This window comes from Alsobacter sp. R-9, from assembly GCF_054612375.1.
In genome coordinates, this window is record NZ_JBTSWJ010000011.1 from 88,290 (window position 1) to 112,246 (window position 23,957).

General features: G+C 69.0%; 27 protein-coding genes. 13 read left to right on the forward strand and 14 right to left on the reverse strand.

Annotation, left to right across the window (positions count from 1 at the left end):
• Positions 1-5: 5 nt before the first annotated feature.
• From flhB to flgB, 6 genes are all read right to left on the reverse strand, one after another.
• Positions 6-1,073 (reverse strand): flagellar biosynthesis protein FlhB, encoded by a 1,068-nt coding sequence (gene flhB, locus ACX9GQ_RS17660; RefSeq protein ID WP_459630889.1) that lies wholly within the window; start codon positions 1,071-1,073, stop codon positions 6-8.
• A 3-nt stretch (positions 1,074-1,076) separates the two neighbouring features.
• Complete coding sequence (gene fliR / locus ACX9GQ_RS17665) at positions 1,077-1,838, reverse strand: flagellar biosynthetic protein FliR (protein WP_459630890.1); 762 nt, start codon at positions 1,836-1,838, stop codon at positions 1,077-1,079.
• Between the two features lie 103 nt (positions 1,839-1,941).
• A complete protein-coding gene (locus ACX9GQ_RS17670) occupies positions 1,942-2,208 on the reverse strand; it encodes a flagellar biosynthetic protein FliQ (RefSeq protein ID WP_459630891.1) in 267 nt (88 codons plus the stop codon).
• A gap of 10 nt (positions 2,209-2,218) precedes the next feature.
• A complete protein-coding gene (locus tag ACX9GQ_RS17675) occupies positions 2,219-2,572 on the reverse strand; it encodes a flagellar hook-basal body complex protein FliE (RefSeq protein ID WP_459630892.1) in 354 nt (117 codons plus the stop codon).
• Positions 2,573-2,594: 22 nt separating this feature from the next.
• Entirely contained in the window at positions 2,595-3,005 is a 411-nt protein-coding gene (gene flgC / locus ACX9GQ_RS17680) for a flagellar basal body rod protein FlgC (RefSeq protein ID WP_459630893.1), read from the reverse strand.
• A gap of 11 nt (positions 3,006-3,016) precedes the next feature.
• Positions 3,017-3,427, reverse strand: a complete 411-nt coding sequence (gene flgB / locus ACX9GQ_RS17685) for a flagellar basal body rod protein FlgB (RefSeq protein ID WP_459630894.1) — start codon at positions 3,425-3,427, stop codon at positions 3,017-3,019.
• 162 nt (positions 3,428-3,589) lie between these two features.
• Between flgB and ACX9GQ_RS17690 the strand changes: the two genes are divergently transcribed.
• Together ACX9GQ_RS17690 and fliP are read left to right on the forward strand one after the other, a co-directional pair.
• Positions 3,590-5,119, forward strand: a complete 1,530-nt coding sequence (locus ACX9GQ_RS17690; protein ID WP_459630895.1) for a hypothetical protein — start codon at positions 3,590-3,592, stop codon at positions 5,117-5,119.
• Positions 5,120-5,239: 120 nt separating this feature from the next.
• Positions 5,240-5,974 carry a flagellar type III secretion system pore protein FliP gene (gene fliP, locus ACX9GQ_RS17695; RefSeq protein ID WP_459630896.1) on the forward strand — a complete coding sequence of 245 codons (735 nt, stop codon included), beginning with the start codon at positions 5,240-5,242 and terminating at the stop codon, positions 5,972-5,974.
• A 6-nt stretch (positions 5,975-5,980) separates the two neighbouring features.
• On the opposite strand, the gene ACX9GQ_RS17700 is transcribed toward fliP, so the two are convergent.
• From ACX9GQ_RS17700 to ACX9GQ_RS17720, 5 genes are all read right to left on the reverse strand, one after another.
• Positions 5,981-9,484, reverse strand: a complete 3,504-nt coding sequence (locus ACX9GQ_RS17700; protein ID WP_459630897.1) for a hypothetical protein — start codon at positions 9,482-9,484, stop codon at positions 5,981-5,983.
• Positions 9,485-9,612: 128 nt separating this feature from the next.
• Positions 9,613-10,359, reverse strand: coding sequence for a MotE family protein (locus ACX9GQ_RS17705; protein ID WP_459630898.1), 747 nt, complete (start codon positions 10,357-10,359; stop codon positions 9,613-9,615).
• A complete protein-coding gene (locus ACX9GQ_RS17710) occupies positions 10,356-10,805 on the reverse strand; it encodes a DUF6468 domain-containing protein (protein WP_459630899.1) in 450 nt (149 codons plus the stop codon). The genes ACX9GQ_RS17705 and ACX9GQ_RS17710 overlap by 4 nt, the downstream gene beginning before the upstream one ends.
• Positions 10,806-10,813: 8 nt before the next feature.
• The gene (gene fliM, locus ACX9GQ_RS17715) at positions 10,814-11,866 is read right to left on the reverse strand and encodes a flagellar motor switch protein FliM (protein ID WP_459631020.1); all 1,053 of its coding nucleotides are present in this window, start codon (positions 11,864-11,866) and stop codon (positions 10,814-10,816) included.
• A 108-nt stretch (positions 11,867-11,974) separates the two neighbouring features.
• Positions 11,975-12,535 carry a flagellar basal body-associated FliL family protein gene (locus tag ACX9GQ_RS17720; RefSeq protein WP_459630900.1) on the reverse strand — a complete coding sequence of 187 codons (561 nt, stop codon included), beginning with the start codon at positions 12,533-12,535 and terminating at the stop codon, positions 11,975-11,977.
• A gap of 327 nt (positions 12,536-12,862) precedes the next feature.
• Here ACX9GQ_RS17720 and flgF point away from each other — a divergent pair, with 327 nt between their 5' ends.
• The 4 genes from flgF (at position 12,863) to flgH (ending at position 16,230) form a co-directional block, all read left to right on the forward strand.
• The gene (flgF, locus tag ACX9GQ_RS17725) at positions 12,863-13,612 is read left to right on the forward strand and encodes a flagellar basal-body rod protein FlgF (RefSeq protein ID WP_459630901.1); all 750 of its coding nucleotides are present in this window, start codon (positions 12,863-12,865) and stop codon (positions 13,610-13,612) included.
• A gap of 12 nt (positions 13,613-13,624) precedes the next feature.
• Positions 13,625-14,416: a flagellar basal-body rod protein FlgG gene (flgG, locus tag ACX9GQ_RS17730; RefSeq protein ID WP_459630902.1), complete on the forward strand. Its 792-nt coding sequence runs from the start codon at positions 13,625-13,627 to the stop codon at positions 14,414-14,416.
• Between the two features lie 3 nt (positions 14,417-14,419).
• A complete protein-coding gene (gene flgA / locus ACX9GQ_RS17735; RefSeq protein ID WP_459630903.1) occupies positions 14,420-15,424 on the forward strand; it encodes a flagellar basal body P-ring formation chaperone FlgA in 1,005 nt (334 codons plus the stop codon).
• A 98-nt stretch (positions 15,425-15,522) separates the two neighbouring features.
• Positions 15,523-16,230, forward strand: coding sequence for a flagellar basal body L-ring protein FlgH (flgH, locus tag ACX9GQ_RS17740; protein ID WP_459631021.1), 708 nt, complete (start codon positions 15,523-15,525; stop codon positions 16,228-16,230).
• Between the two features lie 153 nt (positions 16,231-16,383).
• Here the strand turns inward: flgH and dksA are convergent, their stop codons facing one another.
• On the reverse strand, positions 16,384-16,803 hold the full coding sequence (dksA, locus tag ACX9GQ_RS17745; protein WP_459630904.1) for an RNA polymerase-binding protein DksA: 420 nt from the start codon (positions 16,801-16,803) through the stop codon (positions 16,384-16,386).
• 185 nt (positions 16,804-16,988) lie between these two features.
• On the reverse strand, positions 16,989-17,396 hold the full coding sequence (locus tag ACX9GQ_RS17750) for a flagellar assembly protein FliX (protein WP_459630905.1): 408 nt from the start codon (positions 17,394-17,396) through the stop codon (positions 16,989-16,991).
• Between the two features lie 236 nt (positions 17,397-17,632).
• Here ACX9GQ_RS17750 and ACX9GQ_RS17755 point away from each other — a divergent pair, with 236 nt between their 5' ends.
• The 3 genes from ACX9GQ_RS17755 to ACX9GQ_RS17765 are packed head-to-tail and all read left to right on the forward strand — an operon-like array spanning position 17,633 to position 19,555.
• Complete coding sequence (locus tag ACX9GQ_RS17755) at positions 17,633-18,760, forward strand: flagellar basal body P-ring protein FlgI (protein ID WP_459630906.1); 1,128 nt, start codon at positions 17,633-17,635, stop codon at positions 18,758-18,760.
• Entirely contained in the window at positions 18,760-19,089 is a 330-nt protein-coding gene (locus tag ACX9GQ_RS17760) for a rod-binding protein (protein ID WP_459630907.1), read from the forward strand. Before ACX9GQ_RS17755 ends, ACX9GQ_RS17760 begins: the two co-directional genes overlap by 1 nt.
• Positions 19,061-19,555 (forward strand): hypothetical protein, encoded by a 495-nt coding sequence (locus tag ACX9GQ_RS17765; protein WP_459630908.1) that lies wholly within the window; start codon positions 19,061-19,063, stop codon positions 19,553-19,555. Before ACX9GQ_RS17760 ends, ACX9GQ_RS17765 begins: the two co-directional genes overlap by 29 nt.
• A gap of 37 nt (positions 19,556-19,592) precedes the next feature.
• Here the strand turns inward: ACX9GQ_RS17765 and ACX9GQ_RS17770 are convergent, their stop codons facing one another.
• The gene (locus tag ACX9GQ_RS17770) at positions 19,593-20,087 is read right to left on the reverse strand and encodes a YciE/YciF ferroxidase family protein (protein ID WP_459630909.1); all 495 of its coding nucleotides are present in this window, start codon (positions 20,085-20,087) and stop codon (positions 19,593-19,595) included.
• Positions 20,088-20,258: 171 nt separating this feature from the next.
• On the opposite strand from ACX9GQ_RS17770, the gene ACX9GQ_RS17775 reads away from it, so the two are divergent.
• The 4 genes from ACX9GQ_RS17775 (at position 20,259) to ACX9GQ_RS17790 (ending at position 23,941) form a co-directional block, all read left to right on the forward strand.
• Entirely contained in the window at positions 20,259-20,651 is a 393-nt protein-coding gene (locus ACX9GQ_RS17775) for a flagellar protein FlaG (RefSeq protein WP_459630910.1), read from the forward strand.
• A 181-nt stretch (positions 20,652-20,832) separates the two neighbouring features.
• Positions 20,833-22,446: a flagellin N-terminal helical domain-containing protein gene (locus tag ACX9GQ_RS17780; RefSeq protein ID WP_459630911.1), complete on the forward strand. Its 1,614-nt coding sequence runs from the start codon at positions 20,833-20,835 to the stop codon at positions 22,444-22,446.
• 77 nt (positions 22,447-22,523) lie between these two features.
• Positions 22,524-22,967 (forward strand): flagellar biosynthesis regulator FlaF, encoded by a 444-nt coding sequence (locus ACX9GQ_RS17785; protein ID WP_459630912.1) that lies wholly within the window; start codon positions 22,524-22,526, stop codon positions 22,965-22,967.
• Between the two features lie 107 nt (positions 22,968-23,074).
• A complete protein-coding gene (locus tag ACX9GQ_RS17790; RefSeq protein WP_459630913.1) occupies positions 23,075-23,941 on the forward strand; it encodes a flagellin N-terminal helical domain-containing protein in 867 nt (288 codons plus the stop codon).
• Positions 23,942-23,957 lie beyond the last annotated feature (16 nt).

Consider the following 23,957-nt stretch of genomic DNA (forward strand, 5'->3'; position numbering starts at 1 on the left):
GGCGGTCACGCCAGCCTCCTGCGCAGCCGCATCACGTAGCCGATCACTTCCGCAACGGCCTTGTAGTGCTCGACCGGGATCTCCTGGTCGATGTCGACCGAAGCGTAGAGTGCACGCGCCAGTGGCGGGTTTTCGACCACCGGTACCTCGTTTTCCTCCGCAACGGCGCGGATTCGCAAGGCCAGCGCGTCCTGTCCCTTGGCAATGCACAGGGGAGCGGCCATCCCGCTCTCGTACTGGAGCGCGACGGCGAAGTGGGTCGGGTTCATTACCACGACCGTGGCCTTGGGCACCCGGGCCATCATGCGGCGCCGCGAGGCCTGGGCGCGCAGCTGGCGCAGCTTCGCCTTGATCTCGGGATTTCCTTCGGTCTCCTTGAACTCCTCCTTGAGTTCGCGCCGGGTCATCATCTGCCGCTTGAACCACGTCATGCGCTGGTAGAGGTAATCGCCGCCGGCCACGAACGCGAAGATCACCAGCACCGTGCCAAGCAGCTTCAGGCTCTCCGCCTGGGTGAACGGCAGCAGCGCCTTCACGTCGAGCAGCACCAGCGATTCCAGCCGCTCGCGCTCCGGCCACAGCGCCACGAACATGGCGGCCCCGACGAGCCCGATCTTGAACAGCCCCTTCAGGAACTGGACCAGCGCCTCCTTGCCGAAGATGCGCTTGAACCCCTCGATCGGCGAGATCCGCGCCAGCTTGAAGCCGATCTGTTCCGTGGTGATGCGCGGCGGGTTCTGCAGGATGTTTCCCAGGATGCCCGCCGCCATCAGGATGAGCATGGGCACCGCGATGGCGCCGAGCGCGGCGAGGATCGCATTCTCGCCGAAACGGGCGAGCCCGGGCCCGTCCGTCGGGATCATGTGGGCATTGCCCAGCATGCCCCTTAGGCTCGTCGTCAGCATCTGGGCCGACGAACCGCCCGCGAACATCAGCGCCAGCGTGCCCCCGCCGAGCACGAACCACGTGCTGATCTCGAGACTTCGGGGGACGTCGCCTCTCTCCGCCGCCTGCTCGAGGCGCCGGCCTGTCGGCTGTTCGGTATGGTCTTCCCTGTCGGTATCCTCCGCCACGGATCAGCCCCCCGTGAACGGGCGCAGGAGGTCCGCGACCTCGCGCAGGAACACCGTCATCATCAGCCCGACGACGGCGAACAGGATCATGAAGCCGACGATGATGGTCGCCGGCACGCCGATGAAGAACACCTGGATCGCGGGCATCAGGCGCGACAGCACGCCGAGCCCCAGGTTGAACACGATGCCGAACACGATGAACGGTGCGGCCATCTGAACCGCGACGCCGAAGCCGGACGCCATCGTGGTCAGCGCCAGCCTCGCCGCGTCGCCAGTGGGCGGCACGTAGCCGGGCGGCAGCACGGAGTAGCTGCCGCGGATCGCAGCCAGCACCACGTGATGCGCGTCGGTGGCGAAGATCAGCGCGATGCCGAGCAGCGTCAGGAAGTTGCCCAGCGCCGCCGCCTGCCCGCCCTGGGAGGGGTCGACCGTCTCGGCGAAGGCGAGGCCCAGCGACTGGGAGACGTAGTTGCCCGCCGTCTGCAGGCTGGCGACGACCAGCCGCGCCGTGAGGCCGATCATCAGGCCGATGGCCAGTTCCAGCAGCAGGATGCCGACGATGACCTGCGGAGTGAGCGCGTTGACAGGCAGCAGCGGCTGCACGATCGGCGTCATGGCCAGCGTCAGGAAGAGCGCCAGAGCCAGGCGCCCGCGGACCGGCATGAACCGCTCGCCCACGCCCGGCATCAGCATCATCAGCGTGCCGACGCGCGCGAAGACCAGCATGAACAGGGCTGCGGTCTGCGGGCCGAGGGTGAAGGTCATGCGCCGGCGGTGGTCCAGGGCCGCGGCTGACGGCGGGTACAGGCGCGGCCGGACCGGCACCCCCGCGGCCCACCCGCTGACCGGTGCGCCGATGGCGGACATTCTAGACGCCCGTGGCGATTCGCGAGGCGATCCGCGTCATGTAGGCGGCGAGCGCGTCGCCCATGAAGGGCAGGAGAAGCAGCATCGCGAGCCCGACGATGATGATCTTCGGCACGAAGACCACCGTCTGCTCCTGCACCTGGGTGAGGGCCTGGATCAGCGAGATCACGACGCCGATGGCAAGCGCGATCAGCATCAGCGGGCTCGCCACCTTGAGGAAGGTGATGATGCCGTCGCGGGCGACGTCGAGCAGCTCGGGCCCGGTCATTCGGTCATCCTCACACCGGCATCCTCATGATTTCCTCGTAGGCGGCGATGACGCGGTCGCGCACGGCGACGAGGGTCTCCAGCGCCGATTCCGACTCGGCGATGGCGGTCACGACGTCGACCATGTCGGCCTTGCCCTGCGCGGCCGCGGAGGCCTGCGCGTCTGCGGCCTTTCCGGCCTGCACGGCCGAGTCGAGGACCTGGCTCAGGGTGTCCGAGAAGCTCTGCCCGCCGGATGCGCCGGCCGCGCCCGCGGCTCCCGCCTGGCCTGCGGCCTGTCCGGCAAGCTGCTGGGCAGCCGTGTAGGCGCCGGCCACCCGGTAGGCGGTGCTGGCGGCGAGGGCTCCGGCGATGGGGCTCGGCATGGGTCAGGGCTCCGGTGCGGGATCAGGCGCGCAGGATGTCGATCGTGCGCTGGAGCATGCGGCGCGTGGCGCTGACGACGTTGAGGTTCGCCTCGTAGCTGCGCTGGGCCTGCCGCATGTCCATCTGCTCGACGAGCGAGTTCACGTTGGGCAGCTTGACGTTGCCATCCCTGTCGGCCGCCGGGTTGCCCGGCTCGTAGCGCGTGCGAAACGCGGTCTGGTCGCGCGCCACGCGCCCGAGCTTGACGGTCTGCGCCTCGAGGTCCCGGTCGAACTGCGGCCGGAACGTCGCGATCTTGCGGCGGTAGGGGTCGCCTCCGGCCGAGGCCGCGGTCGAATCGGCGTTGGCGATGTTCTCTGAGATGATGCGCAGCCGGCCGGCCTGGGCCTTGAGCCCCGACGCGGCGATGGCGAGCGAACGCATGAAGTCCATGACGCGCCTCCTCAGGCCCGCTTGCCGATGGCGATCTTCAGGAGCGACAGGCTCTTGCTGTAGAGGGTCGCCGCGGTCTGGTAGTCCATCTGCGTGTCGGCGAGCTTCATCATCTCGTCCTCCAGCGTGACGGCGTTGCCGGACGGCACGGTCTCGAATCGCTGGGCGCTCTTGCCCGCCGGGCCGCTGGGCCCGAGCGACGTGCGGATGTGGGCCCCGTCCGTCTGTTGCGTCTGCAGTGGCGCGCTGGTCGGCGCCATGGCGATGGCGCTGCGCCCGTCGGGCTGCGGGCGCAGGTCCCGCGGCTTGTAATTGGGCATGTCGGCGTTGGCGACGTTCTGCGCCAGCACCTTCTGGCGCGACTGGAGCCACTGCATCCTGTCGCGCAGCTGAGACATCAACGGCAAACCGATGCCGGCCATGGTGGCGCCCTCTTCCGATGGGCAAAAAATGCCGCCCGCATGGTTAATGTTGCGTAAAGAGCCGTTGCGGCCGGGTAACGACCTTGACGCTTCATGCCCTTCCGGGCGTGTTAGGCGCGAGGCCCCCCGGGTCGCCAACCGCTCATGGGAGTGCGCGAGCCGATGCAATCGCTGTTAGGGAACCAGGCGTCGACGCCCATCGTGTGGGCGGGGGCGTTTCTCATCATCTTCGTGCTGCTGGCGCTGTTCGCGCTGCTCCTGCGCAAGCTCGCCGGGGCGCGGCTGAACGTCCAGGGCGGTGCGCGCGGGCGCCAGCCGCGCCTCGGCATCGTCGACGCCTTCGATCTCGACCGGCAGCGGCAGCTGGTGATCGTGCGTCGCGACAATGTCGAGCACCTCGTCATGATCGGCGGCCCCAACGACATGGTCATCGAAAGCGGCATCGTGCGTGGCGTCGCGGCCCCGCGCGAGGCGGGGGCCGACCTGCGCGAGGCGCCGCGGATCGAGCCGGCGGGCCTCGTGGCAGGTGCGGCAGCCGCCCGGGTCGAGCCCGCCTTCGCGGAGCCGCCTGCGGCTCCGGTTGCGCCCGTTCTTTCCCCCGTCGCGCCCGTGCCGCCGGGACCGCCGCCGATGACGGTGCACGCTCCGCCCCCGGCGGCTCCGCCGCCCGTCGCACCGCCGGTTCCGCAGGCTCCGATGCCACCGGTGCCGCCGCCGACGCTGTCGCCGTCGCCGCCCGGTCGCGAGATGCCGATGCCGCCCCCTCCCCTGCAGCGTCCGCCGGGCCCGGCCCCGGCCCCGACCCTGCGCCCCTCACCCGACCGCCGGCCCGAGCCGGTCGCGCCGGTGCGTGACGGCGTGATGCCGCCGCCTCCGTCGCCTGCGCCCGGCCCCCGCCCCGCCCCGCCGCCCATGCCGGAGAAGGTGGCCGCGTCTGCGAGAAATCCTCTGCCACCGCTGCCGGAGACGATCGTGCCTCCGCGCCGTGCCGAGCCCGATCCCGTCGCTGCGGCGGCGCTCGCGGCCGCCGTGAGCGCAACGGCGTCGCAGGCGCTGCGCAATGCGCCCGGCCCGGCCCCTGCGGCCGAGCCTGCCCCCGCGGCAGAAGCGAAGAAGGCGATGACCCCGCCCGAGCCTTCGCCTGCGCCATCACCCGCGCCGACGCCCGCCCCGGCACCGGTCGAGCCCACCCCGGCTGCGAGACCGTTCGCGGAGGCTCTCGCCGAAGCGGTCGAAGCCGTGGCGCCCGCTGCTCCGCCGGAGGCCGTGGTTCCGAAGCCGTCCGCCGAGGCGGCGGCTCCGACACAGCTGAACGACATGGCGCGCCGGCTCGAAGAGGCCTTGAAGAAGCCGTTCGACGCGCTGAAGGCGGCCGAGACCGCCGTGCGGCCCCCGCCGGCGCCTCCCGTGACGCCTCCACCGCCCCCTGCCCGCGCCGAGCCCGAGCCGCCTCCGGCGAAGGTCGAGCCCGAGCCCGTTCAGGCGAAGGTCGAGCCGGAACCCGCGGAAACGGCCTCGGCATCGGCGAGCGCGTCTCCGACCGTCGCGGAGGCGGTGCCGGAACCCGCGGCCGAGAAGGCGGAGAAGCCGGCAGAGAAACCCGCCAAGCCGCTGGACTTCGCCGATTTCGACAGCCTCGAAGCGGAGATGTCCCGGCTGCTGGGACGCGATCCCGGGCCGCCGAAGACCTGAGACGTCACCTCGGGGACTTCTCCACAGGAGCCGGCGGGCGCATCACGCGCCCGCCGTGACCGCCGCAGGCCGGCGCCTTACCGTCCGCGGATGATGCGGCGGATTCGCGTGACGAGGACCATGCGACGGTGGGCAGGCGGCCTTGCCGCGGCCGGCCTTGTTCTGGGCTCGGGCGCGGCGCTCGCCCAGACCCTGACGCTCGACCTGGGCGCAGGCGGGACCGGGCTGACGGAACGGGCACTCCAGCTCGTCGCGCTCATCACCGTCCTGTCGCTGGCGCCCGCGGCCATCGTGATGGTGACGTCCTTCACCCGCATCGTGGTCGTGCTGTCGCTGCTGCGCTCGGCACTCGGTGCGCCGACCGCGCCGCCCAACACCGTCATCGTCAGCCTCGCGCTGTTCCTGACGGCCTTCATCATGGCCCCCACCCTGCAGACCTCCTACAACGTCGGCGTCGCTCCGCTGCTCGCCGGTCAGATCACGCCGCAGGAAGCGTTCAACCGCGGCGTGGTGCCGCTGCGCGACTTCATGCTCCGCAACGTGCGCGAGAAGGACCTCGAACTGTTCCTCGACCTCTCGCGAGCGCCACGCCCCGAGACGCCCGAGGCGACGCCGCTGACAAGCCTCGTGCCGGCCTTCATGATTTCGGAGCTGCGGCGCGCCTTCGAGATCGGTTTCCTGCTCTACATCCCCTTCCTGATCATCGACCTCGTCGTCGCGTCGATCCTGATGTCGATGGGCATGATGATGCTGCCGCCCGTGACGGTGGCCTTGCCGTTCAAGCTGATCTTCTTCGTGCTGGTCGACGGCTGGAACCTCGTCGCCGGCAGCCTCGTGCAGAGCTACGGCGTCTGAGACAGGTCAGCCCGGCGCGCGAGGCGTCGCGGGAGCCGCTGCATTGCTGGCGCCCTGGTCGGTGGAACCACCGGCCGGCGGGGCGGCCGGACGCGTCGGCGCTCCTGCATCCGGGTAACGCTTCCGGTACTCGGTCAGAAACTCGGAGAGCGTGTCGGCGCTGGCGATCGAGCGCGCGAGTTCACGGTACTCCGACGCGCGTGCCCCGGTCGGCGCCGTGACGACGGAGAAGGCACGGACATCGAGGCTGTCCGCCATTTTCGCGGCGAACTTCGCACGCAGCCGCTCGAGGGACAGCATGTCGTCCGCCAGCCCGAAGGCGATGGCCGCCCGCATGACGTCGGCCCGGGCGCGGTCGTCCAGCGGCTCGGTCTTCTTCCAGGCGTCGCCGACGATGCGCTCATAGACGTCGCCCGCATCGCGCCAGCGACGCGCCTGCCAGAGGACGTCGGCCCGCAGTCGCTCGACCTCGGGCCCCTCCTCCGCTGCGATCAGTTCCAGCGCCAGATCCGTGCGTGACAGGTCGGAGAGTGCACGCGCCTCCAGCAGGGCGCGGCTGCGCTTCAGCTCGGCGGGCAACTCGGCGAGCCGGCTGTCGCGCAACGCCTGGTACGCCTTGCCCGGCTGACGGTTCATGAGGTGGATGACCGCGAGCCGCGCGGCCACCGTCGCCTTGGCGGCGCCCGAGAGGCGGTTGTCGACCTGGTGCTGGAGCAGGTCCCCGGCCTCCGTCAGGAGGTCGAGCTGAACGAGCCGCTCGGCGAGGCGACGGATCATCTCATCGCCGCGACGACCGGGCGGCGTGAAGTCCTTGAAGTCGAAGTAGAGGGCAACGGCGTCGAGGCGGGGGATCGACTCGCCCTTGTTCTCGAGGAAGAGGGCCTCGAACTTCGAGCCGGTCTCATCATAGAGCGCGCGCGTGATGTCGCTGTCGGGGAACAGCTCGTTCGCACGACGCGCCATGGTGAAGGCGTCGCGCCAGCGCCCCTCCTCCGCGTAGAGCCGCCCGAGCAGGCTGAGGGACCGCGCTTCGACGTCGTCGCCGCGCCATGAGACCGCGATCCCTTCGAGTTCCCCGATGGCCGCCTTGCGGTCGATGGTGCGGTCGCGCAGCGCGAGCTGGATTCCGGCCAGCCGTGCCCGCGCCTCGACAGGGCGCTTCGCCGTCTTGGCGAGCTTGTCGTAGGCGGCAAAGGCGTCCTCCAGCCGACCCTGGCCTTCGGCCACGCGGGCCGCGAGGAAGGACACGAGCTGCCGGTCGACGACCTCCGGAGACAGCCCCTCGATGGACTCCAGGACCCGCTGCGCGAGGCCGAAGTCGCGTGCTTCGATGGCCGCCTCCGCGTACCACGGCGCGATCTGCCCCTGCAGGTCGTCGGGATAGCCGGAGAGCACGGTGCCGCTGCGGCGGAACGCCACGAGCGCCTGCGGCCAGCGCCGCATCTGCGCCTCGGCGAAGCCGCGCCACAACTGGGCCTCGGGCTCGTCCTTGAGGTCCTCGCCAGACAGGATCTTGACCGCCTCGGCATTGCGCCCCGCGAGCGCATGCGCCACCCCGTTCAGAACGATGACGGCCTTCTCGCGGGTGATATCCGGGTCGTCGGTCATCGCCACGTCGAGCGTACCGATGGCTTCGACCGCGAACCTGTTGGCGAGCTCGAAACGGGCGACGGCGAGACGCGCCTCCGGCCGGCTGCGCTTCGGCGCGTCCGCTGCGGCCCGCATCAACTCCCGCCCGCGCTCGCGCACGTTGCCGGCGCGGTCGCGCTCCCACTTGTCGCGGTCGATGGCGCTCGGCCTTTCAGGCGCGCCCTTGACCGGCGTAGGCGCATCGACGAGCAGGCTGATGGCGAGGCCGCCGTCGCGGGTGACGGTCACGTCGTCGATCCCGGCCCGGACCACGAGGTCGTCGGAGACCGGCGCCAGCGCGAGTCCCTGTGCCGTCGCGAGCGCCCGGAAGTCGACGAAGGACAGAGGCTTGATCAGGCTGTGAACGGTCGTGCGCCCGGTCACGATGGCGAGCTTGTCGCCCACCTCGGGATCGTCGACCCAATGCACTCCGCCGACATCGCTGAACGGCGCGCGCAGGACAGTGCGTCCGTCCTGGTCCGCGTCGCGGACGAAGCCGAGCGGCTGGGACGGCGCGGCGACATCATTCCCGAGCGTGACCACCCATCCCGCGTCGGTCGCGGCGGCTCGCACCAGTTGCTGGCCGGTCATCGCGAGGCGCAGGACCGCGAGGCGGCCGACGCGGCGCATTTCGGCGCTGGAAACGACACCGGGAGCCACCAGGCCGATGCGCGACGCATCGAGGGAGGAGTCCGTCTCCGCGGCGATCCACAAGGTCCCGGCCCGCTCGAACACCGCGATGGGGATGCTGGTCGGCAGGGGCAGCGTCAACCGCAGGGAGCCGCGCTCCGCCGTCGCCTCGATCTGCACCTCGGCCGGAACGGGCGCCGCCGCCTGCTGCGGGGGACGGTCGGAGCCGATGCGCGGCGCCGGCGGCGGAACGACCACTTTGGTCGAAGGGGTCGGTGCCGCGGGAGGAGGCTCGGCGGCGGGAGCCGCGGGCTTGCCCTCCACGAGCGGACGACCGGCACTCTCGGGGCTCGCCTCGGGCGTGGCGGCCGCCGACTTGCCCTGCGGACCGGCCTTCGGCTCGGACTTCGGCTCGGCCTTCCCGGCAACCTTCGCGGCCGCGCGCGGCGTGGGGATGTCGATGGCGAAGGTATTGTCCTCGCGGAAGCCGCGGACATCCAACGTCGCCGGGATCTGCATCACGATGCGCAGGAGTCCCGTCTCGGCCTCCGCCTCCACGGACGCGACCGTGTCGGGCAACTGCGACTTCAGGCGCGCCACGTCGATGCGGAAGCTGTTCTGGAACTGCAACTCCACCGTGTCGCCGTCGCGGCGGAACTCGACCGGGGAGACGACCGGCATCTGGAAGACGACGCGCGTGAAGGTCGGCGTCGTGCCGACGCGGAAGGTGAGGTCCTTCACCTCCTCGGCCGCCTTCATGCGCAGCAGCTTGCGCGCTGCCTCCTCCGCCTCGCGGGCGCGACGGCTCAGGTCGTCGATGACGTCCTGCGGCAGTCCCGGCGGCGGCTGGCGCCACGACTCGGGCAGGAAGTCGATGAACAGCTTCTCGCCCGCCTCGAGCTGGTTGGGCTTGAGGGGCCGCGCCAGCGCCATGCGAAGGCCCCTGCCGTCGGGATCGAGCCGCGCGGCGGAGACGTAGGACGGCAGCTCGACGGGCAGCTTGTCGACGTTGATCGAAACCGGTCGGTCGAAACTGAGGATGAGGATGCCGTTCGACGTCCGCATCTGGGTCTTCGGCAGGGCGTCGAACGAAAACACGGCACGCCCGTAGCCGTTCATTTCGGTGCCGCGGACCGTGCCCTCGGCGCCCAGCGCGGCGACGGGAGCGGCCAGCGCCAACGCGATAAGGCCGGCGCGCAGCGGCGCCAGCCAACGGCCGATCCCGGACTTCACCCAAACGCGCAGGGCCATCGTCGTCCCGCCACGCCGCCCATACAACGGAGGCAGCGATGGGCGCAGGATGACCGAAAAGGGCTAACGCGGACTTAAGTGCACCCGTAGATGGCGCAGCCTCCGTTAAGTATACCCGAGGTTGCTGCTCAGGGGCGCTTCGGGTCGATGGCGGGCAGTTCGCCCGCCGGCAGCGGCGCCTGGCGCTGCGCCGTGGCCGCCTTCTGCTGGCCGCGGTTGGCGAGTTCCACCGTGAGCTTGCTCGCAGCCTCGGGCGACATCGCCGCAAGAATCTCGGCCATCTTGCGGGGGTTCATGGCGTTGACCACCGGCACGAGGACGGCGAGCTCGAGCTTGTCGAACACCCGCGCAGCCTCCTTCGGCTTCATCGTCTCGTACATGGTGACGAGGTTCTTGAGGCCCTGCTGCTGTTGCTGCTGCTCGGCCGCAGCCGTCTCGCCCTGCGGCGACTTGGTCTCGAGTTCCTTCAGTTCCTGGATGCGGGACTCGAGCTTCTTGTCGGCCGCCTTCAGCAGGTTCTCGCGCATCTCCAGCTCGCGCTGCCGCTCGTCGAGCTGCTCGCGCCGCTGGCCAAGTCTCTCCAGCAGCGCCTTCTCTGCGGGGGACACGGGTTGCGCGTCGAGGTTCACGGGCGTGCCGGGGGGCGGTGGCGCAGGCTTGTCATCCTTCTTCTTCTCGTCGGTCTTCGGCGCGGGCGTCGAACCCGTCACGTCCGGGTCGACGCCAGTCGCGTTCGTGCGGACCTTGTAGAACCCCTCGGACGCGACCTGTGCGAGCGTCGACGGTCGCTCGAAGGAATCGACCGCCTTCAGAATCAACAGGGCCGCCGCGGCGCCGGCGACGGCCGGAAGCAGCCGCGGCGTCAGCATCTTCATGCGGCTTGCCCGCTGGCGCGCCGCTGCGTGCGCTCGGCGAAGGACTGGGCCGCAGCGAGCGTCGAGGCGAGGCGATGGCGCGGCGCCTCGGGCGCGGGCGGAGCCGGCACGCGGGCCGGCGCCTCCCCGCCGGCCGTCTCGACGATGCGCGCGATGCGCGCGATCACGTCGTCGCCCGAGCGGATGTAGTCGGCGAGGTCGGCGGCATGGCGTTCCGCGTCGCGCAGGTGCGAGGCGATCGTCTGGTCACAGTCGGTCACCACGGCTTTCAGGCCGGCGACGGCACGCTCGGCCTTCTCGGTGGCCGTGACGAGGTCAACGATGGTGCGGCGCATGGTCTGTTCGTCCGCCTTGAGGCGCTTGAGCCGGCGGTCAAGCACGACGCACCAACCGATGGTGGTGGCGAGCAGGACGCAGACGAGGATTTCGATGAGCATGCCGATCATGGGGCGTCCTACTTGGCGTCCTTGCGGGCTGCTGCGCTCGCCTCGTAGGCGGCGAAGGTGGTCTTCGACCGCCGCAGCGGCCGGCTGATCCGCACGGCGATGTGGTTGCCGGTCCGGCCCATCCGGCCTTCCGTCAGCAGCACGTCGCCGCACTTGAGCCGGACGGGCGAGCCGGGCTCCACGTCGAACATGAGCGTGTCGCCGACCTTGAGCGCCATCATCTGGCGCAGCGGCAGCTTGGTCTCGTGCAGGATCGCGTCGATGTCGGCGTGCGCCTGCCAGATCTCGGTCGCGAGATGGTCTTCCCAGATCGGGTCGCGCCCGAACTTCTCGCCCATGAAGCTCTGGAGGAGAAGCTCGCGGATCGGCTCGATCGTCGCGTAGGGCAGCAGGATCTCGACCGATCCGCCGCGCCCTTCCATGTCGATGCGCAGCTGGATCAGGATCGCGGCATTCGCCGGCCGCGAGATCGAGGCGAAGCGCGGGTTCGTCTCCAGTCGGTCGATGGCGAGGTTGACCGTGGTCAGCGGCTTGAACGCCTGCTCGGTGTCGTCGAGCACGAGGTCCAGCATGCGCCGCACGAGGCTCGTCTCGATGGTCGAGTACGGACGCCCGTCGAGCCGCACGGAGGTGGTCGAGCGACGCCCGCCGAGCAGCACGTCGATCACGGAGTAGGCGAGCGCGCTGTCGACGGTGATGAGGCCGAAATTGTCCCACTCTTCCGCGCGGAACACCGCGAGGATCGTCGGTAGAGGGATGGAGTTGATGTAGTCGCCGAAGCGGACCGACGTGATGTCGGACAGCGAGACCTCGACGTTGTCGGAGAAGAAATTGCGCAGGCTCGTCGTCAGCAGCCGCACGAGGCGGTCGAAGACGATCTCGAGCATCGGCAGGCGCTCGTACGACACCATCGCCGAGTCGACGATGGCGCGCAGGCCCGTCCGGTTGCCGAGCTCCGCTTCCTCGGCCTGGAAGCCGAGCAAGTTGTCGATCTCATCCTGGTTGAGGAGGCGGTCGACACCGGCGTCCGGCACGTTGGCCGTCGCCGCCGCCTCGATCATCGCGGTCCATTCGGCCGCGATGGAATCCGAGTCGCCAGAACCGGGGTTGTTGTCGTCGTTCTCGGCCACCTGATCGGCTCCGTATGCTCCCGTCCGCAGGGCCGGGCCCTACTGGATCAGGATCTCCTTGAAGAGCACGGCCTCCACCTTGGAGGGATAGATGGCGACGTTGACCCGCCGCAGAAGTTCCTCCTTGAGCCGGTAGACGCCGGCGGACCCCTCGAGGTCCGACGCGCGCAACTCGCGCGTGAACACCTGGAACGTGTCCTCGATGCGCGGCAGCAGTGGCTGCACCTCCGTCACCAGCTTGGGGTCGGAGAGCTCGAGGCTGATCTTCATCTTGAGATAGCGCGGGCGCTCGGCACCCTGGAGGTTCTGGCCCGAGAGGTTGACCATCATCTCCTTCATGTCGAGGAAGGCCGTCGTCTTCTTCTGCGCGGCCGGCGCGCCGTGGCCGTCGGTGCCCTCGCCCGCCGCGGCGGTCTCGGCCGCCTTCTTCTTCGACCACCACCAGTAGCCGCCGCCACCGCCGCCCGCGAGCACGAGCGACGCGGCCGCCGCGATGATGATGAGCTTCTTCTTCGAGCCGGCGGGCTTCGCCTCGGCCTTCCCCCCCTCGACCGGGGGGGCCGCCTCCTCGGTGGCGTTCTTCTTGGGCTTCTTGGCCATGTCTGGAGCCCGTCACGATCCCGCTGGTCGGGATGTGATGACACCCCGCCCCGATGTCACGCATCCTTCGTCGCTCACGGTTAATGAAGGGTTACGGGACCGTCGTACGCGGCAGGAATTGCCGGGTCCTTTCTGCCAGCGCCCCCGTCCTTGCCGGGCCCAGAAAACCGCACCTGAAACCACAACCATCTGATAGCATTACATTTTCTTGAGCCTACTCGACTTGGCACGGCGGTTGCGCCGTCCGTCCGTGCCGTGACCGCGCTGGGGAGCGCCGGGGCCGCGGTGAAGGACCGGCCTCGGCCGGACAGTCGGGAGAACGGCACGATGGAGAACGCACTCCTCATCGGCCTGTCGCGCCAGGTCGCGCTGCAGCGCGAGCTGGACGTGGTCGCCAACAACGTCGCCAACATGGGCACGACGGGCTTCAAGGCGCGCCAGCTGCGCTTTGAAGAGTACATCGACCAGGTGGCGAGCGCCGACGCCTTCCAGACCCAGGACAAGCCGCTCTCCTTCGTCGTCGACAAGGGATCGGGCATCGACTTCACGAACGGGCCGCTCCTGCGCACCGAAAACCCGCTCGACGTCGCCATCACCGGCAAGCTGCTGCTCGCGGTGCAGACCCCGCAGGGCGAGCGCTACACCCGCAATGGACAGTTGCAGATCAACGACCGGGGCGAACTGGTCACCAGCGATGGGTACCGGGTGCTGGGCGACGGCGGCCCGATCACCTTCACCAGCTCCGAGACGGGCCTGACGATCGGTCGCGACGGCACGGTGTCCACGTCAGAGGGGCAGAAGGGCAAGCTCAAGCTGATGATGGTCGCGAACCCCGGGCAGCTCGAGAACGCCGGGTTCAACCTCTACACCAGCGCCACCCCGCTGCGTGTCGCCACGGCCGAGGAGGCCCGGGTCGAGAGCGGCACCATCGAGCAGTCCAACGTCAAGCCGGTCCTCGAGATGAGCCGCCTCATCGAGGTCAACCGCGCCTACCAGTCCATTTCCCAGCTCATCCAGCGTAACGACGAACTGGCCCGCACCGCTCTCGAGCGGCTCGCGCAGGTCCAGAGCGCCTGAAGGATCTGACCCATGCGTGCGCTCTACACCGCCTCGACCGGGATGATGGCCCAGGAGCTGAACGTCCAGGTCATCTCCAACAACATCGCGAACCTGAGGACCACCGGGTACAAGCGCCAGCGGGCCCAGTTCCAGGACCTCCTCTACGACACGCTGCGCCGGCCCGGCTCCGCGACGTCGGACCAGAACACGGTCGTTCCCTCCGGCATCCAGCTGGGCTCTGGCGTGAAGACGGCCTCCACCGGCCGCATCATGTCGCAGGGCACGCTGACCCCGACGGAGAAGGAGTATGACGTCGCCATCCGCGGCGAAGGCTTCTTCCAGATCTCCCTGCCCGACGGGCGGACCGCCTACAGCCGCGACGGCTCGTTCGAGGTGGACGGCACCGGGCAGCTCGTGACCCACGACGGCTACGTGATCCAGCCGCAGATCACGATCCCGCAGAACGCGACGGGCATCACGATCAGCGCCAACGGCCAGGTGCAGGCGACGATCCCGACCGCGACGGCGCCGCAGACGCTGGGCCAGCTACAGATGGCCCGCTTCGTCAACAAGGCCGGCCTCGAGGCCATCGGCGACAATCTCTTCATCGAGACCGCCGCCTCCGGACAGGCGATCACAGGGAACCCGGGCTCGGAGGGCATGGGCTCTCTGCAGCAGGGCTACCTCGAAGAGGCGAACGTCAACGCGGTAACGGAGATCTCCTCCCTCATCGCGGCCCAGCGCGCCTACGAAATGAACGCCCGCGTCATCACCGCGACCGACCAGATGCTGTCGGCCACCACCCAGATGTTCAGGGGCTGAGCCATGACCCTCTCCCGCCTGACCCTCCGCCTCGGCGCCGCCGGCCTCGCCCTCGTTCTCGCCCTGCCGGCCGCGGCGCAGCAGCCGCGCGGCCCCGTCCTGCGCAACGACGTCACTGTCGCGCGCGAGACGGTGACCCTCGGCGACCTCATCGAGAACGCCGGCACGGCAGGCGAGACTCCCGTGTTCCGCGCGCCCGCGCTCGGCAAGAACGGCACCATCCAGGTGTCGCGCGTCATCGATGCCGCGCGGCAGGCCGGGCTGGTCCCGTCCAACCCCTCCGGCGCCGTGCAGGTCACCGTGACCCGCGCCGCCCGCAAGATCGGCAAGACCGAACTGGAGGCGGCCGCACGGGATGCGCTCGTCGCGCGCTACGGCATGGAAGAGCCGGAGGTGACGGTCGGGCTCGACAACGGGGAGACGACGCTCTTCGTCGAACCGGACGCACAGGGCGACCTCAAGCTGCTCGACCTGTTCTACGACAGCCGGTCCCGGCGGATCGAGGCCACCCTCTCCCTGCCGGGAAGCCGCCTGCTCGCGCTGAAGCCCGTGCGGCTCACGGGCTCCGTCGTCGACCTCGTCAGCGTGCCGGTGCTCACCCGCGCCATCCCGCGCGGAGAGGCCGTGCGCGAAGGCGACGTCCGCCTCGAAAGGCGCGCCCGCCAGGAGCTTCCCCAAGGGGTCCTGACGGGAGCCGTGACGCTTTCGGGCAAGGTGACCCGCTCGCAGCTGCAGGCCGGCGCCATCCTGCGCGACGGAGACCTCGTGAAGCAGGACGTGGTCGACAAGAACAGCGTCGTCACCGTCGTCTACGAGGGCCCCGGCATCAACCTCACGATGCGCGCCAAGGCGCTCGAGTCGGGCGGCGTCGGAGACGCCATCCTCGTCCAGAACATGAACTCGCGCCGCCAGGTGCAGGGCGTGGTCGTGGCGCCGGGCAAGGTCGCGGTGACGTCGAGCCTGCCGGGCCCGGTCGCCTCCGCGCTCTCGGCGCCCTCCGTGCAATGACCCGTCCAGCGTCGACTAGGCTCCCGGGAAGGACCCCAGCAATGTCCAAGCGTACCCTTCGCAGCGGCCTCAGGGCGGCAACCGCCGTCGGCCTCGCCATGAGCCTCGCGGCCTGCGCCAACTCGCTCGACCGCCTCTCGCAGGTGGGCAAGGCGCCGACCCTGTCGGCGATCGAGGATCCCACGTCCCAGCCGGGCTACAAGCCCGTGCAGATGCCCATGCCGGCCCCCGAGCCGGTTGCCTTTGCCTCGAACTCGCTGTGGCGGCAGGGCTCGCGCGCCTTCTTCAAGGACCAGCGCGCCCGCCAGATCGGCGACCTCGTCACGGTGCGCGTGCGCATCGGCGACAAGGCCAACATCGACAATGCCACCAAGCGCGCGCGCGGCGGCACCGAGAACATGGCGACGCCCCACCTCTTCGGCTACGAGTCCGAGTACAACAGGGTCTTCCCGAACGCCGTCGATCCGGACAACCTCGTCGATACGACGAGCAGCGGCACGGCCGCGGGCTCGGGCTCGGTGCGCCGCTCCGAGGAACTGGTCACCAACATTGCCGCCGTCGTCACGCAGGCGCTGCCCAACGGCAACCTCGTGATCGAGGGCAAGCAGGAGGTGCGCGTCAACTTCGAGGTCCGCGAACTGATCGTCGCCGGCGTGATCCGGCCCGAGGACATCGAGGCCGACAATACGATCGACTCCGCCAAGATCGCGCAGGCCCGCATCGCCTATGGCGGCCGCGGCCAGATCACCGACGTCCAGCAGCCCCGCTACGGCCAGCAGGTGCTCGACATCATCCTGCCGTTCTGACGGCGGTCCAGCTCCCCTCCCGCTTCGCGGCGCGCTCCCCAACGGCCGCGGAACGGGGCAAGGCGTCCTCTCCCGGACGCCCCGAATGAGCGGGGCGGCGCTCCTCCCGAAGCGCCGCCCCCTCGTCACCCAGTCCACGCGTTCAGCGCGCGTTCAGTCGTCCCGATAAACCCGCTCGTTGCGCTCGTGGCGCTCCTGCGCCTCGATCGACAGCGTCGCGATCGGCCGGGCCTCCAGTCGCTTCAGGGCGATGGGCTCCCCGGTCTCCTCGCAGTAGCCGTAGGTGCCGTCATCGATCCGCGACAGCGCCGCGTCGATCTTGGCGATCAGCTTGCGCTGCCGGTCGCGGGCCCGCAGCTCGATGGCGCGGTCCGTCTCCGAGGAGGCGCGATCGGCAAGGTCGGGATGATTCTCGCTTTCGTTCTGGAGGGCGGCGAGCGTCTCGCGGCTTTCGCGAAGGATCTCCTCCTTCCAGGCCAGCAGCTTGCGGCGGAAATACTCGCGCTGCCGTTCGTTCATGAAGGGTTCGTCATCGGTCGGCCGATACGCGGCCTCCAGAGTCGTGCCAGCCATCTGTGCCTTTTCAGCTTTTCCAGCCATGTCCGACTTTCGCAGGGCCCCTGCCGGGCGGCGCGGACTATAGCGACGCACCCCCGGTGCGGCAACGGGCATTGATGCCATGCAACCGTCGCAAAAGCGGGTTTTTCACGCCTGTTCGACGCCTGATCAGGCAGAACGTGCCGATTTTGACCGTTTAGTCAGCGTCCGAGCTTCGCGAGCTCGACAGCCGCACGGAGCTCGATGTGCGCGAGGACCTCGTCGAGTCGAGGATCGTCCGTGGCGTCTCGGCGCTCCCCCAGGAGCGCGCGCAGGCGCAGCAGGTCCACCATCGGGATGCGCCCCGAAAGCAGCGCGGCCTTCAGCCTGTCGAGGGAATCGAGGATGTCCCCGCCGCGCTTTGCCTGCCGGCGGCGGCGCTGGGCGGGATCCTCCTCCCCCTGCAGGACGAGCAGGGACTCGATGGTCCCCAGCGCACCCGTCGCGGAGGCGCCGGCCGCGGGGCCGGCGGACGACGCAGCGGGGGTGTCGACGGTGAAGCGACCGCCGGCCTGGCGCCGCGGGGCGACGCCGGTTGTGCCGATGGGAAGCTTCGCGTCGACGCGCATGGAAGGGCTCCTGAGGGCAGGATAGCGGACGCGCCTGCCCTGCGTCGCAGCCTGACCCGTCATGGTTAAGCGGCGGTAAATGACCCGGCATTTCGTGCCGGGTGCGCGTGGCCAGCACCGGCAAGGGCTCCCACGCCCGCCTCGTCACACGCCAGAACAGCAAGCTTTTTCAGTGACTTGCCCCGTGGCACGAGACTGGCAATGCGAACGGGGTCCTGGCTCGAACCGAGTGCCCCATGTCGTTGCGCACCCGCCTCCTGTCCCTCGCCGCCGCGGCGCTCGCCGCGACCGCTCTCGTCGGCACGACGGCCGCCGAGGCCGCATCGTCGCGGATCAAGGACCTCGCGTCGGTTGAGGGTGTCCGCCAGAACCAGCTCGTCGGCTACGGCCTCGTGGTCGGCCTCAACGGCACGGGCGACAGCCTCAACAACTCGCCGTTCACGAGGCAGAGCCTGCAGGCCATGCTCGAGCGTCTCGGCGTCAACACGCGGGGCGCCAACCTCCGGACGGCGAACGTCGCAGCCGTGATGGTCACGGCCAACCTGCCGGCGTTCGGAGCCCAGGGCACCCGCCTCGACGTGACCGTCTCGGCCCTCGGCGACGCAAAGAGCCTCCTCGGCGGCACCCTCCTCGTGACGCCGCTGCTTGGTGCCGACGGCGAGGTCTACGCCGTTGCGCAGGGCGCCGTCGCGGTGTCGGGATTCACCGCCGGCGGTGACGCCGCGACGATCACCCGGGGCGTCCCCACCGTGGGCCGCATCGCCAACGGCGCCCTCGTGGAGCGCGAGATCGAGTTCCAGTTCCGCCAGCTCAAGACGCTGCGGCTTGCCCTGCGCAATCCGGACCTGACCACCGCCAAGCGCATCGCTGCGGCGATCAACGACTTCATGGGCAGCGACACCGCGGAGCCCACCGACCCGTCCACCGTCGCGATCCAGATCCCGGCACGGTACCAGGGCAACATGGTGCAGCTGCTCACCGACATCGAGCAGTTGCGCGTCGATCCCGACCAGGGCGCGCGCGTCATCATCGACGAGCGCTCCGGCATCATCGTCATGGGCAAGGACGTGCGGGTCTCCACCGTGGCCGTGGCCCAGGGCAACCTGACCGTGACGGTCACCGAGCAGCCGGTGGTGAGCCAGCCCAATGCGCTCTCCGACGGCCAGACCGTCGTTGTGCCGCGCACCGGCGTGCGGGTCGACTCCGGCGAGGGAAACAAGCTCGCGCTCGTCCGCGACGGGGTGACCCTCAAGGAACTCGTCGACGGGCTGAACGCCCTCGGCATCGGGCCGCGCGACCTGATCAGCATCCTCCAGGCCATCAAGGCCGCGGGCGCCCTCCAGGCCGACATCGAGGTGATGTGATGACCACCCTCTCCCAGACCCCTTCCATCCCGGGCGTCGGCACGATGGCGTCGGCCAGGACCCGGGACCCCAAGATGTGGAAGACCGCCAGCGACTTCGAGTCGATGTTCCTCGAGAACATGCTCGGCCACATGACCTCCGGCCTGCAGGGCGAGGGCCCGATGGGGACGGAGGGCACGGGCGCGGAAGTCTGGCGCGGGATGCTCGTCAAGGAATATGCCGGCCAGATGTCCAAGGCCGGGGGCGTCGGCGTCGCCGACGCGGTCTACCGCGAACTTCTTCGCCTGCAGGGAGGTGCCCATGCGCCCGCAAGAACCCCGTCAGCCTGATCCCCGCCCCGCCGGTCCGCCGGCAGTCGGCACCCCCCGCGAGGCGGAAGCCCTGGCCGAGCGCCTGATCGTGCTGATGGCGGCCCTGGAGGACGTCGTCGGCCGTGAGACGGCCTTGCTGCGCCAGTCCCGGTTGAAGGAGGCGACGGATCTCGCGCAGGCCAAGAGCGAGGCGGCGCGCGACTACGTCCACGGCCTCGAGGCGCTGAAGATCAACGCCATCGCCATGGCCCGCTGGGCCCCTGCGGCCGTAGAGCGCCTGCGAAAGGCGCAGGCGAGGCTGTCCGACGCCCTCACGGTGAACATGACCGTGCTGGCGACGGCGCGCTCCGTCTCGGAAGGCATCGTCCGCTCGCTGGCGAGCGAACTCGCCGCGCCGCGGACCCTGACGACCTACGGCGCCGGGCGGCCGGCATCGTCCACGAAGCCGGCGGCCACGTCGCTGCTGATCTCGCGGTCACTCTGAACCGCAAGGCCCGAGCCTGAGGCCCGCGTCCGGTGCCTCAGGCAGCCTTGCGGTTGACCGCCTGCTCCGCCAGCCTTGTGAGAAGCATGTCGGTCTTCTTCTCCTCGTCGAGCGTCTGCCCGAGGAGCTTCGCCGCGTCCTTCATGCCCAGCTGGTTTGCCCAGGTCACGAGCGTGCCGTAGCGCGAGATCTCGTAGTGCTCGACGGCCTGCGCGGAGGCAAGGATGCCGGCTTCCAGCGCCTCGCTGCCCTTGAACTCGTCCATGACCTCCTGGCTCTCCTCGACGATGCCGATGATGGCTTGGCACGACTTGCCGCGCGCCGCCTTGCCCATCTGCTCGAACACCTGCTCCAGCCGCTCGATCTGCTGCTCGGTCTCGTCCCTGTGCTTCTGGAACGCGTTGCGCAGTTCGTCCGTGGTCGCGGCCTTCGCCATGCGAGGCAGGTTCCGCAGGATCTGCTTCTCCGCGTAGTAGATGTCCTTCAGCGTCTCGACGAAGAGCTCCTCGAGCCCCTTCTCCTTCATGGCCATCGTGAACCTCCGGTATCGGGTTTGGCTCCCGACAACCGGCCCCGTCGCTCGCGGTTCCGGCAATCGCGCGGCTTCCTGCAATTTTAAGGAGCCCGCTGACTTCGCGGCAATTTTTGCACTCTATGAATGGGTCGCGGCCTGAACGGCCGGATCAGTCGAGAGGATTTCGACATGGACGTCGGCCCCGCGAACCGGCCGAACACGACATCGGCCCAACCCGTCGTCCGTCCGGATACTCCGGCGGTGCGCGCGGGCGTCAGCACCGAGGTGGCTTCCGAGGCGGCCGTGACCGCGGTCGAGGACTCGTCCCCCACTCGCGTCGACATTTCCCGCACCGCCCGCACGCTGCAGGCGATGGAGGCTCCGCAGGGCCAGCCGCTGCGTCGCGAGACCACGCGCGACGAGGAGACGAGCAGCCTCGTCTACCGGGTCACGAACGAGAAGACCGGGCAGGTCGTCCAGCAGATCCCCGACGAAACCCTCCTGCGCCTGCGCGCCGCCATCGCCGAGCAGCAGCAGCGCCGCGCCGAAGCGGAAGGCGCCGTCGTCGAGAAGACGGCCTGAGGCCCCGAGCGGCGACCTTCAAATCCCATCAAGTCTTCTCCCACCGGCCGCCCCGGGCCCCTCGGCGGCTCGCGCACGCGCCGAATGACCGACGTGCACGGTTGCAGAATATACTTCGCACTACTTATAGTTTATTTCTTATTTACTTCAATTTAATGCGAACGGGTCAGGATGCGATGCATTGGCACGTCTCCTTCTGCGTGTTCATCAAAAGGATTTCGAGATGAGTATTGCGATTTCCAGCGCCATGAATTCGAGCCTGCTCGCCCTCCTGGGCGTCACGGACGACCTGACCGGCGTGCAGACTAGGCTGAACACCGGCAAGACGGTCAATACCGCGTCCGACAACGCTGCCGTCTACTTCAAGGCCCAGTCCTTCAACAGCAAGGCCGACGACCTTTCGACCGTCAACGCCAACATCGGCCAGGCCGTATCCAACGTCGACACGGCCGACAAGGCCATTACGTCGATGCAGAAGAACCTCGAGGGCACGCTCCAGCTGTTGCGTGATGCCCGCGCCAAGGCCGTGACCGCGAGCCGCGCCGTCGCGACGGTTGCGTCGACCGCGCAGGCCTACGGCAGCTCCCAGACGGATTCGACGGTTCTCGTGCGGCAGCGGCCGGCATCCGCCGCCGATGCCGTCAGGGATGCAAACAGTTCGGCGATGTTCCAGTCGGGCGACGTTTTCTCGATGACGCTGACTGATGCCGCCACCGGACGCAGCACGACACGGTTCTTCCGCGCCGTCGAACACACCGGAAACGGAACCGTGGGTGAGGTGAGCGATTTCGCGACCGACTCGACGGGGGCGGTTTCGACGACGCGCGCCGACGGCGTCAGTCAGACGACCGCATTCAACTTCAAGGACATGGAATCCCTGCGGGACGCGATCAACAGCGCGTTCGGCACGAACGAAATCCGCGTCAACGTGACAGCCACCACGTCGTCGGGGGGCATCACCACGAAGAAGATGGACTTTGCCCTCCAGAGCGACACGCAGAGCGTCACGTTCGGCCAGACGGTGAACTGGGACCCGAAGGCCAACACGGCCAGCGGAGCGGACCGCGGCGCCACGTTCGACTTCACCCTTCTGTTCGGCCAGTACGGCGGTGTCGACTCGGCTGGCGCGAGCGTCAATGTCAGCGCACAGGCTGGCTCCAGCTCGACGGGAACGACCTACACCTATGCCCCGCAGGCCACGCTCCAGACGTCGGCCCGCGAGGCACGCCGCATGGCGGCGGACGCGATGCGCGCGACCCACCAGAACCTGCGGACCTTCGTCAACGACGCGAGCCTTCCTGGCTTCCAGAACCTGCTCAAGGGCGAGACGATGGACGTAGTCCTCAACGACACGGGAGAGGTGAAGCAGGCCGTCGCCATCAACCCGACATCTACCACGGTCGTCTCCGGCATTCGCACGAACAGCCTGGATCCAGGAAACTGGTTCAACAATATATCGTCGACGAACATCGGCGGTAACGCGGGCTGGACTACCAACAACTACAACAATGACGGGGACATGGATAACGCGATCAATGCGTCGACAAACTATCTTCAGCAGATGCGCCTGTCGCAGAACGTGCTCGCGCAGCAGAAGACGATGATGCAGTCGCGCTTCGACTTCAACAAAGCGAACATCGCGACGCTGAAGCAGGTGGCGAACGACATGACGGCGGTGAACGTCGCCGAGGAATCCGCCAACCAGGCGGCCCTGACAAACCGCCAGATGATCGCGACGGCCAACATGAACACCGTCCGTCAGGCGGAGCAGAGCCTCCTGCAGCTCCTGCGGTGATGCCCCCGGGTGCGCCGCCGCGAGCGGCGCACCCGATCATCTATCCCCAATCCTGATTCCCAACGGCCGCACGACCCATGAACGCAGCGCACCACGCCGCGGGCGCCTATGCCCGCACCTCACGCACAGGACTCTCCGGCCGCAAGCTGGAGGCCGCCGTCCTGACGCAATGTGCCGCCGACCTGCGCAAGCTCGCGGAGGATCCCTCCCCCGCCCTTCCGGCCATCGTCGACGTGCTCGATCGCAACCGCCGCGTCTGGTCGATCTTCACGACGGCCGCGATGCAGGACGATTCAGGGTTGCCGATCACGGACAAGGAAGCGCTCCTGTCCCTCTCGACCTACGTGTTCGAGCGAACCTACGAGCTGCTGGGGTCGTGGGACGCCGCCAAGGCGCTCGGTCTCGCCGAGATCAACCGGAGGCTCGCGGGGACGGGCCATGTCGCGGCGGGGGCGGACCACGGAGGGCTCCCGTCGTCGAGGACCGCCTCCGCAAGGTTCGCATCGACACACACAACCTAACGGAAGCGTCTGATTTTCTCTCTACCTTAACGATCAATTAGGCTTTCTCGTTAACCCTAACGGCCACGATATCCGTTCGCGCCTTTGCTGCGCCATTGGAGACCGCCATGGCCGAAGTCAGCCTTTCTTCCGGCATCCGCGACGCGCTGCTGACGATCCAGCGCACGACGCAGCAAGCGTCGGAAGCGCAGGTCAAGCTCGCCACTGGCAAGAAGATCAACACCGCGATCGACAACCCGCTCAACTTCTTCGCCGCGGCCGGCCTCAACGACCGTGCCAACGATCTCTCGCTCCTCCAGGATGCGATGGGCCAGGCGACGAAGACGATCGACGCGGCGAGTTCCGGCATCGACGGAATGACGAAGCTCCTGCAGACGGCGCAGGGCCTCGCGACGTCGGCCGCGGCCTCGGCCGACACGAACACGCGCAAGTCGCTGCAGACGCAGTTCATGAAGCTGCTGTCGCAGGCCGACGAGCTGATGAAGAACTCCGGCTACAACGGCATCAACCTGCTCAACGGCGACAAGCTGAACGTCAAGTTCGACACCCAGAGCACGACGTCGACGCTGACCGTGCAGTCGCTGGCCGGCGGCACCGGCACGGGCGCCCTCTCGGCCACCAATCTGGGCCTTAACAGCGCGTCGGCCGGCACCCTGTCGTGGACGAACGGCGCCAGCGACACGATCGGCGACGCGGCCCTGCAGAACATGCTGACGAGCCTGTCGAACGCCATCTCCGTCCTGCGGGCCGAGGCGAGCGCGCTCGGCGCCAACCAGGCGATCGTCAAGACTCGGCAGGAGTTCACCACCGCGATGATCAATCACCTCAAGACCGGCGCCGACTACCTCACCCTCGCGGACACCAACGAGGAGGGCGCGAAGCTCATCTCGCTCAACACGCGCGGCCAGCTGGCCCAGACCTCCCTCTCGCTCGCCGCCCAGCGCGAGCAGCAGGTGCTGCGGCTGTTCAGCTGATCCGCCACCGGCCTTG